This is a genomic window from Verrucosispora sp. WMMA2044, from assembly GCF_027497155.1.
Lineage (GTDB): Bacteria > Actinomycetota > Actinomycetes > Mycobacteriales > Micromonosporaceae > Micromonospora > Micromonospora palythoicola.
In genome coordinates this window covers 1,683,345-1,699,861 of record NZ_CP114913.1, presented here as the reverse complement: position 1 = coordinate 1,699,861, position 16,517 = coordinate 1,683,345, and the positions used below count along the sequence as shown (strand labels likewise).

Annotated in this window: 16 protein-coding genes; 11 read left to right on the top strand and 5 right to left on the bottom strand. The window is 72.6% G+C overall.

Annotation, left to right across the window (positions count from 1 at the left end; translation table 11 throughout):
* Positions 1-207: 207 nt before the first annotated feature.
* The 10 genes from O3597_RS07755 (at position 208) to O3597_RS07715 (ending at position 12,080) form a co-directional block, all read left to right on the top strand.
* Entirely contained in the window at positions 208-1,140 is a 933-nt protein-coding gene (locus O3597_RS07755) for an ABC transporter ATP-binding protein (protein ID WP_281603659.1), read from the top strand.
* Entirely contained in the window at positions 1,137-1,859 is a 723-nt protein-coding gene (locus O3597_RS07750) for an ABC transporter ATP-binding protein (RefSeq protein WP_281603658.1), read from the top strand. Before O3597_RS07755 ends, O3597_RS07750 begins: the two co-directional genes overlap by 4 nt.
* A gap of 7 nt (positions 1,860-1,866) precedes the next feature.
* Positions 1,867-3,606 carry a hypothetical protein gene (locus O3597_RS28530; RefSeq protein WP_348650334.1) on the top strand — a complete coding sequence of 580 codons (1,740 nt, stop codon included), beginning with the start codon at positions 1,867-1,869 and terminating at the stop codon, positions 3,604-3,606.
* 578 nt (positions 3,607-4,184) lie between these two features.
* Positions 4,185-5,027, top strand: a complete 843-nt coding sequence (locus O3597_RS28525) for an FtsX-like permease family protein (RefSeq protein WP_348650357.1) — start codon at positions 4,185-4,187, stop codon at positions 5,025-5,027.
* Positions 5,024-6,505 (top strand): hypothetical protein, encoded by a 1,482-nt coding sequence (locus O3597_RS07740; RefSeq protein WP_281603656.1) that lies wholly within the window; start codon positions 5,024-5,026, stop codon positions 6,503-6,505. Before O3597_RS28525 ends, O3597_RS07740 begins: the two co-directional genes overlap by 4 nt.
* Positions 6,423-7,820, top strand: coding sequence for an FtsX-like permease family protein (locus tag O3597_RS07735; protein ID WP_281603655.1), 1,398 nt, complete (start codon positions 6,423-6,425; stop codon positions 7,818-7,820). The genes O3597_RS07740 and O3597_RS07735 overlap by 83 nt, the downstream gene beginning before the upstream one ends.
* Positions 7,817-9,874, top strand: coding sequence for a SpoIIE family protein phosphatase (locus tag O3597_RS07730; RefSeq protein ID WP_208020914.1), 2,058 nt, complete (start codon positions 7,817-7,819; stop codon positions 9,872-9,874). Before O3597_RS07735 ends, O3597_RS07730 begins: the two co-directional genes overlap by 4 nt.
* Positions 9,875-10,011: 137 nt before the next feature.
* Positions 10,012-10,566: an RNA polymerase sigma factor gene (locus O3597_RS07725; RefSeq protein WP_164447952.1), complete on the top strand. Its 555-nt coding sequence runs from the start codon at positions 10,012-10,014 to the stop codon at positions 10,564-10,566.
* Positions 10,563-11,630, top strand: coding sequence for a hypothetical protein (locus O3597_RS07720; protein ID WP_281603654.1), 1,068 nt, complete (start codon positions 10,563-10,565; stop codon positions 11,628-11,630). The genes O3597_RS07725 and O3597_RS07720 overlap by 4 nt, the downstream gene beginning before the upstream one ends.
* A gap of 174 nt (positions 11,631-11,804) precedes the next feature.
* Positions 11,805-12,080, top strand: a complete 276-nt coding sequence (locus O3597_RS07715; RefSeq protein WP_166458696.1) for an antibiotic biosynthesis monooxygenase — start codon at positions 11,805-11,807, stop codon at positions 12,078-12,080.
* Between the two features lie 84 nt (positions 12,081-12,164).
* Here O3597_RS07715 and O3597_RS07710 read toward each other — a convergent pair whose 3' ends face one another.
* A complete protein-coding gene (locus O3597_RS07710; protein ID WP_281603653.1) occupies positions 12,165-12,722 on the bottom strand; it encodes a dihydrofolate reductase family protein in 558 nt (185 codons plus the stop codon).
* Positions 12,723-12,754: 32 nt separating this feature from the next.
* Entirely contained in the window at positions 12,755-13,660 is a 906-nt protein-coding gene (locus O3597_RS07705) for an oxidoreductase (RefSeq protein ID WP_164447956.1), read from the bottom strand.
* Positions 13,661-13,792: 132 nt separating this feature from the next.
* Between O3597_RS07705 and O3597_RS07700 the strand changes: the two genes are divergently transcribed.
* Positions 13,793-14,674 carry a helix-turn-helix transcriptional regulator gene (locus tag O3597_RS07700; RefSeq protein ID WP_281603652.1) on the top strand — a complete coding sequence of 294 codons (882 nt, stop codon included), beginning with the start codon at positions 13,793-13,795 and terminating at the stop codon, positions 14,672-14,674.
* 62 nt (positions 14,675-14,736) lie between these two features.
* Here the strand turns inward: O3597_RS07700 and O3597_RS07695 are convergent, their stop codons facing one another.
* From O3597_RS07695 to O3597_RS07685, 3 genes are all read right to left on the bottom strand, one after another.
* Complete coding sequence (locus O3597_RS07695; RefSeq protein ID WP_281603651.1) at positions 14,737-15,120, bottom strand: hypothetical protein; 384 nt, start codon at positions 15,118-15,120, stop codon at positions 14,737-14,739.
* Between the two features lie 109 nt (positions 15,121-15,229).
* Positions 15,230-15,892, bottom strand: a complete 663-nt coding sequence (locus tag O3597_RS07690; RefSeq protein ID WP_281603650.1) for a hypothetical protein — start codon at positions 15,890-15,892, stop codon at positions 15,230-15,232.
* Between the two features lie 51 nt (positions 15,893-15,943).
* Positions 15,944-16,441, bottom strand: coding sequence for a hypothetical protein (locus O3597_RS07685; RefSeq protein ID WP_281603649.1), 498 nt, complete (start codon positions 16,439-16,441; stop codon positions 15,944-15,946).
* Between the last annotated feature and the right edge of the window lie 76 nt (positions 16,442-16,517).

Sequence of the window (16,517 nt, the reverse complement as noted above, 5' to 3'; positions counted from 1 at the left end):
CTGGAAGCTCGCGAAGCACGATCGCAACCTGCCCGATGCCGAGCCCGCGGGCGGCGAGGTCGCGGGGTGCCACCACGCCCTACCCCGCCGCCCGCGCCGCGACGTGCGACTTCCAGGAACGCAGGAAAGCCACCCAGGGGCATGGTCAACGAAGCCGCCGGTTGCGAAACCGCTTCAATCTGAGTCGGCGGGGGACGGAGGCAAGAAATGGTCAGCACACCGCTGTCCCTGCCGCAGTCGTCCGCGCGCGCCCCCGAGTTCGGCCGGGACGCGCTCATCGTCTGCGAGAACCTGGTGCGGATCTACCAGACCGGTTCGGTCGAGGTGCAGGCACTGCAGGGACTGGACCTGGCCGTGGCCAGCGGTGAGCTGGTCGCCGTCGTCGGTGCCTCCGGATCGGGCAAGTCGACACTGCTCTCCATCCTGGCCGGCATCGACGCCCCCACCACCGGGCGGGTCCGGGTCGACCGGTGGAACCTGCTGACGATGTCCCGCGCGGATCGGGTGGAGTACCGGCGGCACACCGTCGGGTTCGTACGGCAGCAGACGGCGAGCAACCTGATCCCGTACCTGACCGCGCGGGAGATGGTGGACCTGCCGATGACGGCGGCCCGTACCGCGAAGCGGGAGCGCCGGGAGCGCGCCGCCGAGCTGCTGGACAGCCTCGGTGTCGCCGACTGCGCCGATCGGCGCCCCGGGCAACTCTCCGGCGGGCAGCAGATGCGGGTCGCGATCGCGGTGGCGCTGGCCAACCGGCCGCGGATCCTGCTCGCCGACGAGCCGACCGGCGAGTTGGACGGTGCCACGTCCGCGGAGGTCTTCGGCGTACTCCGGGAGGTCAACCGCCGGTACGGCGTCACCATCGTGGTGGTGACGCACGATCCGGCGGTCAGCGGCCAGGTCGAACGGACCGTCGCGATCCGGGACGGACGCACCAGCAGCGAGGTGCTGCGCCGCACCACCACCAACGCGCAGGGCGACACGCAGGTGATCGCCGAGGAGTACGCCGTGATGGACCGGGCCGGGCGTGTGCAGGTGCCCCGCGACTTCCGTCAGGCGCTGGCGCTGACCCGGCGGGTCCGGCTGGCCCTGGAACCCGACCACATCACGATCCGCCCCGACTCGGAAGGCGACGAATGAGCAGCGAGCCGCTGCTGCGCGTGCGCGACGTGCACCGGCGCTTCCGCACCGGGCCGACCGTCGTACACGCCCTGCGCGGCGTGTCGTTCGACGTGGCCGCCGGCTCCATGGTGGCGCTCGTCGGCCGCTCCGGCTCGGGCAAGACCACCCTGCTCAACACCGTCGGCGGCCTCGATCGCCCGGACGCCGGCACCGTGCACGTCGACGGCACCGACGTCACCGCCCTCGACGAGGACGGCCTGTCCCGGTTACGACGCGAGAAGGTGTCCTACGTCTTCCAGAGCTTCGGGTTGATCCCGGTGCTGTCGGCCGCGGAGAACGTCGCCGCCCCGCTGCGCCTGGCCCGTGTCGCCCCGGCCGAGCGCGACCGCCGGGTCGAGTTGCTGCTGGACCTGGTCGGCCTGGCCGACCACGCCCGGCAGCGGCCGGCCGAGCTGTCCGGCGGCCAGCAGCAGCGGGTGGCGATCGCCCGCGCGCTGGCCGCCTCGCCCCGGCTCCTGGTCGCCGACGAGCCCACCGGGCAACTGGACGCCGAGACCGGCCTGTCGGTGATGGCCCTGCTGCGCGGAGTGGTCGAATCCGAAGGCGTCACCGCACTCGTGTCCACCCACGACCCGGTGATGATGGCACTTGCCGACCGGGTGATCCGCATCGACGACGGGCAGCTCACCGACGAGACGGCCGGGCAACCGTCCGAGCCAGTGCCGGACGGCCGGTGACGCGCCGATGCTGAGGCTGGTCCGCCGGCGCGCCCGCGCGCAGTGGCCGTTGCTCGCGGCTCTCGTCGGAATCGTCACGGTCGGCGCGACCCTGCTGGGCACCTGCACCCTGCTGAGTACCCGCACCACCGAGCGGGCGCTGGAGGTCGCCATGGCCCACGCCGCTCCCGCCGCCGTCGACGTGACCGTCTACACCGGCACCGTCGAGGGCCGGGACACCCGGTCCGTCGCCGCCGACACCCGGGTCGCGGTGACGGCCGCGCTCGACCCGTTCCCGGTGACCACCAGCGCGCGGGCGTCGACGGTGCTGCGGGCGCTGCCGCCCGCGCTCGCCCCGGGCACCACCGTCCCGGCGCAGGCGTACCTGTCGGGGCTGGACGATCTGCCGACCCGAGCCGAGTTGGTCACCGGACGCTGGCCGCGCGACCCTGGTGACACCGTGCTGCTGGAGTCCACCGCCCAGTTGCTCGGCCTCGCCCCCGGTCGCCGGGTGCGCCTCGGCGCCGAGTTGGCGCACGCGCCCGTCCCGGCCATCGACGTGACGGTCGTCGGCGTGGTCCGCCCGCTGCCGGGGCGCGGCTGGGACCGCGACCCGCTGGGCGCGGCCGGTTCCGCCGCCGGCCACCAGGACGGCCGCTTCCGGCAGCCGGTGAACGCCTACGGCCCGTTCCTCGTCGACCTCGCCGACCTGGTGACCACGGGTGCCACCGTCGACCGGATGGAGGTCACCGCCCACCCGGACCTGTCCCAGGCCAACCGCCGCGACCTGGAGACCGTGGCCGGGGCCGTCCGCGGCGCCGACCGTCGGTTGGCGGCCGTCCTCGGTGACCGCGTCCGGCTCGCCCGGGTCGCCTCCGACCTGCCAATGACCCTGCGCTCCAGCGACGACCAGCGGCACGTCACCGCCGCCGTCGTACTCGCCGTCGCCGTCCTCGGCGGTGTCCTGACCGCGACGGCACTCGTCCTCGCCGGCCGGCTGACCGCCGGCGTACGCGCCGACGAGACCGCGCTGCGGTCCGCCCTCGGCACCAGTCGCCGCCAACTCGCCGCCACCGCGACGCTCGATGCCGTCGTCGCCGCCGTCGCCGCCGCGCTCTCGATACCGGCCTCGTCGGCCGTGCATGCCGGCCTGACCCACCTGCCGCCGCTGGACGGCGCCGGCCTGACCGCCCGGCCGGCCATCACCGGTGTCCAGGTCCTCGCGGTGACCGGCGGTGCGCTGGTGCTCGCCGCCGTCCTCACCGTCCTGGCGATCCGGCCCGGGCCGGCGCCCGGCGCACCCGCCGCGACCTGCTGGCCCGGTCCGGCACCGACCTGCTGCTCGCGGTGTTCGCCGCCGCCGGCTGGTGGCAGCTGTACGCGCAGCCCACCGCCGCCAGCCCGCGCGCCGACGTGGTCCGGGTCCTCGCGCCGGCGCTGCTGCTCACCGCGGGCGCCGCCCTGGCGCTGCGGGTGGTGCTGCCCGCCCTGCGCGGCGTCGACCGGTTGGCGTACCGAGCCCGTGGGCTGGCGCTCCCGCTGGCTGTCGCCGAGGCCGCCCGCCGGCCCCAGGCGGTCGCCGCCGGGCTGCTCGTCGGGCTGGCCTGCGCGGCCGGCACCTTCGGCGTCGCCCTCGACACCACGTGGCAGCAGTCGCAGCGCGACCAGGCCGCGCTCTCCGTCGGCACCGACCTGGCACTCGCCCTCAGCACGGCGCCGGCGCCCGGAGAGGGCGCGGTCGTCGGCGCGGTCACCGAGGGGACGGTGAGTCCGGCCCTCGACCGAGGTACGGCGGTCGGTCAGTGGCTCGGCACCGCCGGCGACGCGCCGCGCCTGGTCGCCGTCGACACCAGCCGCGCCGACGCGCTGCTGCGCGGGCGGCTCGACCGGGACCGCACGTGGACCGACGTGGCAGCGCTGCTGGCCCCACCGACCCGCGTCACCGGCGTCCCCGTTCCGGCTGGTGCCCCGCTTGTGCTGACCGGAGCCGCGACCGGCGACACCACTCTCGCCGTGACGCCCCGGCTGCTCCTGCAGGATGCCACCGGCCTGCGCATACCCTGCACCGGTCCCGCCGTGCCACTCGACGGCCGGGCGCACCGGTTGCCCGCGTGCGCGACCGCCGACGGACTGAGCCTCGTCGCGGTGTCCCTGCCGGTCGAGGCCGGGCCGGATGCCGGGTACGGGGTCGGTGGCCGCGTCGCCATCGCCGTCACTCTCACCGTGCCGCCCGCCGGATCGGCGGAGGAAACGGACTGGACCGCCACGTCGGTGTCGCAGGTGCCGAGCACGCTGCGCGACCCGACCGTCGGGCTCTCGGCCACGCCGGCGGGGACCGCGCTGCGGATGGCGGCGACCGTCGACCTCGGCAGCGTCGCGTACGCCGCCCCCAACCTCGTCGCCACCGCCTTCCCGGCCCCCGGCCCGGTGCCCGTCGCCGTCTCCGCCCGCTTCGCCGACGAGGTCGGTACCGACATCGGCAGCCAGCTCAGCGTCACGGTCGGCATCACGCCCGTCCCGATCGTCGTCACCGACGTCGTGCCTACCGGGCCGTCCGCCCCCGGGGCCGTGGCCGTCCTGGCCGACCTGGACCTGCTGTCCCGCGCCCGCGCCGTCACCGGCGACCTGACGTTCCCGGTCGACGCCTGGTGGGTCGGCGACCCGGCCAGACCCGGTGCCGCCGACCGGGCCACCGCCCTGCACCTGGGCACCGTAACGACCCGCGAGGCGGAGACCGCCCGGCTCACCAGCGGCCCGCTGCACGCCGGGCTGCCGGCCGCGCTGCGGCTCGTCGTGCCGGCCGCGGCCCTGCTGCTGCTCGCCGGCGTCGTCCTGCACGTCACCTGCGACCTGCAGGCCCGCGCCGTGGAGGTGGCGCGGCTACGCGGCCTGGGGATGTCCCGACGAGACATCCGGGCCGTGCTGCTCGGCCAGCACGCCGGCGTTCTGCTGCCCCTGCTCGCGGCGGGCGCGGCCGTCGGCGCGCTCGCCACCCGCGTCGTCGCTCCCCTGCTCGTACGCTCCGACTCCGGTGCCGCGCCCGTGCCGGCCGCCCAGCCACACTGGCCCTGGCCGGCCGAGGCCGCGCTGCTGGCCGTACTGCTGGCCGGATCCCTGCTGGCGGTCGCCGTGGTGGTGGTCGTCCAGGTCCGTCGGGCCGACGCCGCGCACCTGCGGGTGGCGCCGTGAACCGGTGGCTGACCCGCCGGTGGCCGACGCCGCACTGGCCCAGCGTCCGCGGCCGGGGCCGCACCGACGCCGGGCCGCTGCTGCTCACCGCCGCCGTCATCGCGGCCGTCGCGCTGCTCGCCGGGGCGGTGCCGGCGCTGCTCCGGGTCGCCGCCGACGACGCCGTCCAGGACACGGTGCGCCGCGCCGGCCACGACTCGAACGTCCTCGTCCACGCCAACTGGGCACGCGACGACGGTCCCACCGGCGGGCGGATCCGGATGCCCCGCCTCGCCGAGGACGTCGACGACTTCCGCGCCCGGGCGACGTACGCGCTCGGGACCGACCTGGACGCGGCGCTGCTGCCGCCCATCGCCGTTGTCACCAGCCCGAGCCTCACCGTCACCGACGGCGACCGACCGCGTACCCTCCAGGTCACCTACCTGGCCGATGACCTCGGCGGCCCGGACGTGACCTGGATCGCCGGCGACGCACCCGGCCCCGCCACACCCGGGCGGTCCGCCGAGATCCCCCACAACGGACCGCCCTGGCCGATACAGGTCGGCCTGTCCGAGGCGGACGCCGCCGCGCTGCACCTCGGCCCCGGCGATCGAATTCCGGTCCGGGACGGTCAGGGCCACGACAAGGACGTCCGGATCAGCGGGATCTACCGACCCGTGGACAGCGCCGACCCCGCCTGGCGACTCGCCCCGGCCCTGCTGCGACCCGTGCCCGGCGCCGACGGCGTGGGCACCACCCGGATCGCCGGACTGCTGTCGCGCGAGTCGCTGCCGGACGCCCGGCTCGCCTTCGACGAGGACCAGCTGCGGCGCACCGTCCACTTCGCTCCCGAACCCGACGCGCTCGCCTGGGACGCCACCGCGCCGCTCGTCAGGCAGGTGGTCACGCTCAAGGCGACCTCCGGCTCGTCAGGCGCCCGCGACCAGTCCCTGAAATGGGAATCACAGCTCGACACCGTGGTGCGCGACGCCCGTACCCAGATCAGTGCCGCCTCGGCACAGGCCGCCGTCCTGCTCGCCGGGCTCCTGACCGGTACGGTGCTGGTCCTGCTACTCGCCGCCGATCTGCTGGTCCGCCGGCGTACCGCTGTGCTGAGCGCCGCCCGGCAGCGTGGGGCTGCGCTACCCGACCTCGGTGCGGAACTGCTCATCGAGTCCAGCCTGGTGTCCCTGTCGGCCGCCGCCGTGGGGCTCGCGCTCGCCCGCGCGGGTCACTCCCGGCGTCTCCTGGACCTGGACCGTTCCCGTGGTCCTGGCCGGTGCTGTCGGCGGGTCGACGTTCGGCATCCTCGCCGCCGCCCGCGCCAGCCGCGACCGGCGCCAACCCGCCAACCCGGCCGCGCGCCGCCGGATCCTGGCCACCGGTCGGTTGCGCCGCGCCGCCGTGGAGGTCGCTGTGCTGATCGCCGCGGTCGCCGCCGTCGTGACCCTGCACCAGCGCGGGCTGCTACCCGTCGCCGCCGACGGCGACACCGGTGAGCTGACCGGCGACCTGGTCCTACCGGTCAGCGCCGTGGCGCTGGGCGTGCTCGCCGGCACGCTCGTCCTGCTGCGGCTGCTACCCGTCGGAGTGCGGCTCGCGCTCCGGCAGGCCCTGCGCTCGCGCCGCCCGCTGGCCGTGTTCGGTGCCGCCCAGGCGGCCACCACGGCCGGACGCGCGCTGCCGTTGCTGGCACTTGTCAGCGCCACGGCGCTCGCGTCGTTCGCCCTTGTCTTCGGCACCACCGTCGCCCGTGGTCTGACCGACGGCGCGTGGAGCGCCGTCGGCGCCGACGCCCGCCTCGACGTCGACGCCGACGCCGACGCCGCGACGCCCGCGCTCGCCGAGCGCATCGCCGCCGCACCCGGGGTGGAGCAGGTCGTCGTCGCGCAGGTGACCGACTCGGCACGTGTGTTCACCGAATCGGCACTGCTCACCCCACGCCTGGTCGTCGTGGACGCCGTCGCGTTCCAGCGCCTGCTGGCCACCACCCCGCTACCCGACGCGCCGGCGTTGGCCCGGCTCGCCGCACCCGGTCCCGACCCCCTGGACGTCCCGGCTCTGGTCCGTTCGAGCAGCGGCGACCTGCGGACCGGCATGCGGCTGCGGCTGGCCCGGGACGACGCCCCGGCGATCGGTCTCGCCGCGGTCGGCACCGCTCCCGCCGTCGGCGGCGCCGCCGACGTCGTCATCGTGGACGCCTCTGCTCTCGACGACGCGGGGCTGCCCGCCGTTCCCAACACCGTCTGGGCGACCGGTCCCGGCGCGGCGCGGGCCGTGTCGAACAGCGGCGTCTCCGCCGACGTGGTGCTACGCACGGACGTCCTGCGGGCACAGCGGGTGGCTCCGCTGACCGCGGGGATCTCCCGGCTGGCGTGGACGGTCGCCGCGGTGTTGGTGGCGCTGGGCCTGCTCGGCCTCACGCTCGCCGCCGCCGCCGGTGCGTCGGAGCGGTGGCAGACCCTGACCCGACTGCGGACCCTCGGCCTGCGGCCACGCGACATCCGCTGGGTCGCCGCGGGCGAACTGCTGCCGCCGGTCGTGGTCGCCGCCTGCTGCGGCCCGCTACTCGGGGCCCTGCTCGCCCACCTGACCCTCGGCCCGCTCGAGCTACGGCTGCTCACCGGGCAGGCCGCCGACCCGGCGGCGGTCCTGCCGTGGTGTCTGCTCGGCCTGGTGGGCGTGGCGCTGCTGGCGACGGCCGCCGTGGTCGTACCTGTCGAGTCGGCGCTGCGGCGACGCGACCGGCTGAGCGAGGTGCTCCGCGTCGGAGGGACCACGACATTAGGTGAAGGTGACGTCGGCAGGCGATGATGCCTCTGCGCGCGGCGATGGCGCGTGAGGGAGGTGGCGAGGTGGACGACTGGCTGCCTGACGCTCAGGTGCTCGCCATGCTGGACCTGGAACCGCAGGGCTGGATACTGGCCCGGGCGGTGCACGAGGGTCGCCTGATCGTTGATTTCGAACTGGCCTACATCAACGACGCGGGGTGCGGCCTGGTCGGACGGTCGCGCGCCGAGTTGATCGGTCGCCGCTACCGGCACCTGTGGCCGGAGACCGTGCACGACGGGACGCTCCCGTTCTACCGGTCGGTCGTGGAGACGGGGAAGCCGGCCCTACGCACGGTCTACTACGAGCGGCAGTCCATCACCGGACATTTCGAGTTCCGGGTGGGTCCGTACCGCGACGGGATCATGGTGCGGTGCGTGGATCTGCGTCAGGTGACGGTGTCTCCGCAGTCGGCCGGTGCGGTACGGCTGTACGACATGCTCGACACCGCGTTCGACGGGTTCACGGTGCTGCGTCCGGTGCGGGATGCCGGTGCAGCGATCGTCGACTTCGTCTGCGAGTACGTCAACCAGGTCGGGGCCAAGATGACCGGCCGCAGCGTGGAGGACGTGATCGGTCAGCGGCTCAGCGATGTCTCTGCCCACAGCTGGGACAGCGGGCTGTTCGATCGCTATCGCACGGTGGCCGAGACCGGGGAGCCGTGGCGGCAGGAGTTGACCTATCCCGAGATCAGTCAGGTGTGGGAGATCAAGGTGGGGCGTACCAGCGGCGGTCATGTCGCGGTGTCGTTCCGGGAGATCACTGAGCAGGTCGACAAACAGCGACAGCTGGCCGACAGCGTGGCCCGCGCCGAGAAGGCCGTCGCCCGCGCCCGCAGCCTGGAAAGCGTCACCGTGGCGTTGGTGGCGGCGAGCACGACAGCGCAGGTGTATGCCGCCATCGGATCGGTGCTGCGGCCCTCGGCCGGCGGGCAGTCCCTGGCGTTGCTCCTGCGCCAGGAGCAGTCCCTGCGCCTTGCCTACCACGCCGGGTACGAACCAGAGGTCATCGCGCGGCTGCACGACCTGCCGATCGAGCACTGCTACCCGGCGGCGGCCGTCGCCCACACCGGACAGCCCTGTTACCTGACCTCACTGGCACAGTTCCACGCCGCTCAGCCCGACCCGGAGACGGCCGTTCCGCCCGGGTCCCGCCAGGCGTGGGCTTTCCTCCCGCTGACCGTGGCCGGCGAGGTGCTGGGTGCGCTCGTCGTCGGCTATCGGGAACCACGCGACTTCGATCCCGACACCAGATCGACGCTGACCGCCCTGGCGGGGCTGGGCGCCCAGGCACTTCAGCGGGCGATGCTGTTCGAAACCAGCGTGTCGATCGCCTCCGAACTGCAGCACGCGCTGCTGCCGGCGACGCTGCCGCAGACGGCGGGGCTGCGACACGCGGCCCGGTACCTGCCGTGGACCCGCGGCGCCGAAGTAGGCGGCGACTGGTACGACATCATTCCCATCAGTGACGGCGTCGTCGCCGTCGCGATCGGCGATGTCGCCGGCCACAACACCGCGGCCGCAGCGACGATGGGTCAGGTCCGGGACGCCCTGCGCGCGTACGCCATCACCGGGCAGCGGCCGGCCACGGTCATGAACAACGTCAACCACCTCATCCGGACGCTGCGGCTGAACACCATGGCCACCTGCTGCTACCTGCAACTGGACGTCGCCGAGGGTGCCGTCACCGCAGTGCTTGCCGGACATCCGGCCCCGATCCTGCGCGACGCACACACCACCGGCCTGGTCCGCCTCGCCACGCACCCGGCCCTGGGTGTCTCGGACTCGGTTCTCTACCGTGAGGACCGCTTCGACCTCCCACCCGCCGCCACCTTGGTGCTGTACACCGACGGACTCGTCGAGGACCGCAGCCATCCCCTCGACCGGGGCTTGGCGGAGCTGTGCGCGGCAGTGCACAGCGCACCCCGCCTCGACCCGGCCGAGATCCTGGATCACATTCTGGCCGGCGGCGTCGGTCCGTCGCCGCGGCGCGACGACATCGCCCTGCTCTGTCTCACCCGGGACCCGGTCGAGCGCTGACGAGGCGATCCAGGCCGGCGGCGGCCCCACGACGAGCAGGTGCACGGTGAGTTCGGCGGTACGTTGGTGACAGCTGACCCGGTCGGCCGACGATATCGTGGTGTCACGATGCGCCTGGTGCCGGACATACAAAGAACGTGAGCTCTGAGGATCGGTTCCGGCGCGTCTACGCCGGCAACTTCGAAGCGCTTCTCGCGTACGCCTCACGTCGTGTCCAGCAGCCGGAGGACGCCGCCGACGTGGTCGCGGAGACCTTCCTGGTGGCGTGGCGGCGCAGCGCCGACCTGCCGCGCGACGATGAGGTCCGGCTGTGGCTGTACGGAGTTGCCCGCCGGGTGTTGGCGAACCACCACCGCAGCGGGATCCGCCGGGAGCGGTTGGGTGAGCGGCTCCGGCAGTGCCTGACCGCGTTCGCCACACCCGATCCCGGCAACGAGGTGCCGCAGCGACTCGCGGTGCAGGCCGCGCTGAGTCGACTGAACGACACGGACCGGGAGATGTTGCTGCTCGTCGCGTGGGAGGGCCTGCGGCCCCGGGAGGCGGCGAGGGTGGTCGGGGTGAGCGCGACCGCAGCCCGGACCCGCCTGTCGCGGGCGCGGGCCCGGCTGCGCGAACTCGTCGGTGACGATCCAGAAGCGCCCGGACATGTACTCGATGTCCTGGCCGTACCCGTTCCGAAGGAGGGCAGATGACCGACGACCACCTCGACCGCCTGATCCGCGACGTCGACCCCTATCGGCCTGAGATCATCAAGCGCCTCGCCGGGGCGGATGAGCAGCTCCTGGAGGAGATCATGTCCACCCCGAAACCCGACTCGGTGCCGGCGAGACCGCTACGCCGTACCCTCGTCCGTCGACTCGCCGGCCCTGCAGCCGCCGCGGCCGCCGTGGCCGGCATCGTCGTCGCCTCGTCGGTCTGGTCCACGCCGCCCGACGACCGGTACGCCGGACCGACCGGCCTGCCCGGCGTGGGCACGGCCGCGATCAGCGGGCGGGAACTCGACCTGAAGGCCGCGCAGCAGCACCCGCGCCTGCTGATCGACGAGCCGGGCTGGAACGCGACGAGCGTCTACGGGTTCGCCGAGGAGAGCGGCACCATCGAATTCCGCAACGGCGACCGCAGCCTGGAGATGAACTGGTACCCGGACGAGCAGTACCAGGACTACTACGACGACCGGCTGCACGTGAGCAGACCGGAGGCGACCACCGTGGCGGACCGACCGGCCAGCGTCTTCACCTACAGCGAGAACGACATGTCGGCCATGCGCGAACCGCAGGACGGCACGTTCGTCGAGGTGCGCACCGGGGGCAACTGGACGCGGGCCACCTTCGACGGGATCCTCACCCACGTGATCAAGGTGGATGCCGAGTCGTTCCTCGATGCGCTGCCGCCGGAGATCGTCACGCCCGGCGACGTCCGGGAGGAAGCCGCCAGGATTCTCGCCGACCTGCCGTCCCCGCCGGGCTTCGACGTGTCGGTACTGGACAACGCCGGGGCCAACGACCCGTACCAGTTCGGCGCCGCAGTGGCCGGCAGGGTCACCTGCGACTGGATCGCCGAGTGGATCCGGGCCGACTCGGCCGGTGACACACAGGCGGTCGAGCAGGCGGCGGCCGCGTTGCGCAGCAGCCACCGGTGGAAGGTGCTGCACGACATGAACGACGAGGGTGACTACCCGGAGGTCGTCTGGGAGATCGCCGACCAGGTCGCCGACGGCGATGTCCCCAGGTCGTACCAGGAGAGCCTGGGCTGCTGACCCAGCCGGCCGGCACCGGCGGGTGGCGCGGCTTCCGGCCGGCGCTCCACCTCACACCACGGCACCACACGACGACCACGAACACGTAACCTCCGAGGTTCGGATCGCGCTCACCCGTGAACGCGGCCCCTCGACCATCAGGGAGCGGTTGTGCCGTACGGATACATCGGATCGATGAAGAGCACACCGGGCCACCGCGACGAGGTGGTGGACATCCTGCTTCGCGGCGTCGAGGGGCTGCGGCTGATCGGATGCCAGCTGTACGTCGTCAGCGTCTCGGACACCGATGACGTCACGATCTGGGTGAGCGAGGTGTGGGAGAGCAAGGAGCAGCACGACGCGTCCCTCCAACTTCCCGAGACCAGGGCTGCGATCAACAAGGCGATGCCCATGCTCACGGGCGAGTTCACCGGGCAGGAGGTCACCGTCGTGGGCGGTCTCGGCCTGTGAACCCGGGTCGGTCGGCGCTGCGCGGGAAGTCCGAGGAGGACCCCGGGTTGCCGGGTGAGCCGGCCGGCGACGGACTGCTGTGGTTCAGCCCGCTCGGCGGTAGTGCATCGCCACCGCACCGTTGCGCAGCGGCTCCGCGGAGAGCAGTTCCAGCCGGCGCGTACCGGGCAGTCCGTCCTGGTACAGCGTCGGGCCGTGACCGGCGATCCGGGGATGGACGAGCAGTTTGTACTCGTCGATCAGGTCCAGCCGGTCGAGCTCGGTCGCGAGCTTGCCGCTTGCGAGCAGGACCCCGGCCGGGGTCGCGTCCTTGAGCTTCCGCACGCCCTCACGCAGATCACCGGCGATGTGGTGGCTGTTCGCCCACGGGAAGTCCTGACGCGTCAACGACACCACGTACTTCGGCTTGGCCTCCAGCTTGACCGCCCACTCTCGGATGGCCGGCGGCGCCTCCACGTCGCCGCGGGCGACGGCCGGCCAGTAGCTCTCCATCATCTCGTAGGTGACGCGACCCCACAGCATCGCTCCGCCCTCGTCCATGAGACGGGTGAAGAAGGCGTGCGTCTCGTCGTCGGCGACTCCCTCCTGATGGTCGACGCAACCATCCAGGGTGACGTTGAAGCTGAAGGTGAGAAGTCCCATGACCGGCGACTCTAACGCCCACCACCGCGTCATCAGAGGTAGGTGACCCCGGTCAGGTCCTCGGCTGCCGCCCACAGCCGCGTGCCGACGGCCGGGTCGGCGGCCTCCCGGCTGAGCCGGGCCTCGGTGACCCGGCCCCGCGTCTCCCAGAGCCCGGACGGGCCGAAGAATTGGCCGCCGCGTACCCCGGGCTCGGTCGCGGCGCGCAACTGCGGCAGCGCGCCGCGCTCCACCGGCTGGGTTGCCAACAACCCGCCCCAGGCGATCATCCGCCCGAACCGGCCACGGTGCTCCCAGGCACGCGGAGTCAGGTTGGTGCGGGTGAGACCGGGGTGGGCCAGCGCGCTGACGATCGGCGCTCCGGCGGCGCGCAGGCGGCGGTCCAGTTCGACGCCGAAGATCGTGGTGGCGAGCTTGGACCGGCCGTAGGCGGCGGCTGCCCGATAGTCCCGTTCGAACATCAGGTCAGCGAAGTCCAGGTGCGCGCTCCGGTGAGTGATCGAGCTGAGGCTGACCACGCGGGCTTCCCGCGCCGCGGCCAGGTTCCCGAGCAGCAGCCCGGTCAGCGCGAAGTGGCCAAGCATGTTGGTGGCGAGGTGCAGCTCGAATCCGTCGGCGCAGGTGCGGCGCGGGCCGAGCAGCACCACACCGGCGTTGTTGACGAGCAGGTCGATCGCCGGGTGGTCGCCGGCCAGCTTCGCCGCGAAGGCCCGCACGGAGGCCAGGCAGGCCAGGTCCAGCTCGCGGACCTCGACGTCGCCGCCGATCCGGCGGGCGGCCTCCGCACCGGCGAGGGTGTTGCGTACGGCGAGCACGACGTGGGCGCCGTGGCGGGCCAGTTCGGTGGCGGTGACCAGGCCGAGGCCCGAGTTCGCGCCGGTCACGACGGCGACCCGGCCGTGCTGGTCGGGGATACGGTCGGTGCTCCATCCGGTCATCTGCTGCTCCTGAAGGTGTCGGTGCGCTGGGGCCATCGACGTTAGGAGCGATCCGGGGCGGTTCGATCGTTCTCGGTTGCCTAGGTCTGCCGGGCCTACCTTCGGCGGTTCGCGCCACGGCACACTTGCGGCATGAACGGTCCCCATCCGTACGCTCGGGAACTCGGCGACTTCCTACGCGCTCGGCGTGGCCGGCTGCGTCCACACGACGTCGGCCTGGAGCCGGGCGGCCGACGCAAGGTCACCGGGCTGCGGCGCGAGGAGCTGGCCCTGCTGGCCGGGCTGAGCACCGACTACTACCAGCGGATCGAGCAAGGCCGGGAGGTACGCCCGTCCGACGACGTCCTGGACGCCCTCGCCGGCGCGCTCAGTCTCGACCACAAGGAACGTCGGCACCTGTTCACCCTGGCCCACGCCGCCCGCCGGCCCGCGCCCGCCCGCGTGGACCGCGATCCGGAGCGGGTACCGGAGGGCGCCCGACGCCTGCTGCGGGTGCTGGACACCCCTGCGGTCATCCTCGGCCGGCATCTCGACCTGCTCGACTGGAACCCGATGGCGCAGGCGCTCCTCGGCGACCCGGACGCCTACCCGGCCGACCGGCTCAACATGCTCCTGCTGCTGTTCGACGACACGCTGACCGGCGAGCGCAGCTGCCCGGACTGGGAGCAGCAGGCGCTGGACTACATCGGCATGATGCGCGCCGCCGTCGCCACCGACCCCAGCCACCCACGCGCCACCGCGATCGTCGGCGAACTGAGCATCCGCAGCGCCGAGTTCCGGCGGCTGTGGGCGCAGCACGACGTACGCGAGTCGGTGAGCGGCACCAAGACCTTCCGGTTTCCCGAGGTAGGCGACATCGTCCTGGACTGGGACACCTACCCCCTACCGGGAAACCCCGGCCCCGTCATGCTGGTCTTCACCGCCGAGCCGGGCAGCGCCGACTCGGACCGGTTACAACTCCTGGCATCGCTGTACGCGACCCGCTCTGCACCCACCCGCAACGCGACTTCATGATCGAGTGCGCTCGGGGCTCCAGGCTCCGCTTCAAAGTCCGACGACGGACGCTCCGCTCCGATTCACCGCGACCGTTTGTCCTCGACGTGTACGACGTTCAGCTCATGGCCGTCCCGGTCTCGCTTTCCGCGTCCGTACAGACCAACGGCCAGATCGCTGATGTCCGAGACCTCGTCAGGCCCCACGTAGGTCAGCACGTCGTTGTGGTGGCCGTAGACCACCCATCCGGGACCAGGATCGAGGGTGACGGTACCGAAGTCTCCAGCAGGTGAGCCGGCGTAGACGGGGCCGTACTCGCGGAGGATGTCGACGGCCTGGGCGGCGAGGTCGGCGCTGGGTCCGGGGTCTGGGAGTACGACGCACGTGCCGTGGGCGAATACGACCCAGGACTTGCCGTCCCCTCGGATGATTCCACGCCAGGTCCCGGCCAGATCATGCTCGGACATGGCGATGATCATCCCCGAGTTGACGCACCAACGCCACCCGCCAAGGCGCCCGGCGAACACTCCAGAATGCCGCCTGGTTTGTCGGGGCGAGGACGGCTGGCCTTGCCCGCTACTGCGGGGCGGCGTTCTCGGCCTCCTTGAGCACGGCCAGACACAGCCACGAGGCGAACTGCTGGTCGATGATCTGGCGAGCCCGCAACGCGCTCAGCACTGCCTGCGGTTGGGTGATCTGCCATACCTTGACGTCGAAGCTGGGCAACCCGTCGTCATTGAAGCGTTCTCGGGGCAGGAACGGCAGCGCCCGCCAGGCGATACCAGCGTTGCGCAGCTGGTCGACCTGCATGAAGGTGCCCAGGTTGGCCAGCAGGGTAGGCAACGGCACTGCCCGACCACCGCCGTAGGTGGTACGCAGGTCCCGCAAGGTGCTCAGCTCGTTGCCACTGAGGCTGACATGGCTCCGATCGAACTCGGCCCACCAGAACGCGTCGTACGCGCCGAGATATCCCTGAAACAGCGCAGCCGTTCCATCGGTGGCTCGCTCCAGAACGAACTCGTGGATGGCGTCGTTCACCACGTTGATCAGAACCGGGTTCGGATAGGTGGCCTGGACCAGCTGGGTCAGCTTGGCAGCGCCGTTGGCGCCGTACAGTCCCTTCTCCTCGGCCAACAGCTCCACGTGGCCGCCGAGGTCCTGGATACGGCCGACGAGGTACTTGGCGGTGGGGCCACAGGCGCCGAAGAAGTTGTCGAACTGGAAGCGGCTGAACGTCATGTTCACCGGGTCATACCAGGTCAGCACACTCGCCGGATGCCGGACCACGCGCTAGGCCATCAACTGCTGCGGATATCCGGTGCCCGGCACCCACCCCTGCAACGACGTGGCCACGTCACTCCAGTCGCCAAACCGCCAGCGATCGGCCACCGTGTCCGCGGCCAGCGCGGCGAATCCGGGGCTGCCCAGCCACGCCGCACCCTGAACCAGCGCCTGGTACACCTCGGCCTGCTGCAGGTCGAGCAGGGTGGAGTACTCGACAACCGCCTGACCCCGGCCGATACGCACCGTGCCAGGCTTCTCCGCACCGGACGGAGCGACGTAGCTCAGCGCGACTGCGGGAGGCGGCGCGGCCGACCCGCCGGCCCACTTCGCTTGCAGCAGCACTGCCAGCGCCTTGGCCAGCGCGTCGACGTCGACGAACTTCCACAGCTTCGTCGAGCTGCCGAACAGCAGAGCAGGTATCCCGGCTGACACAGCCCCCACCGCAGCGGCGTGCTGGGGCAGATTCTTGTCCCGGTAGACGAGCGAGCCGACCTGTACCGTCACGTTGTCCCTCCTCCGCGGGCCCTCACAAGAGCCGCCGGGATCACGATGGGCCACAGCGCCGGGCTGATGCAGTCAC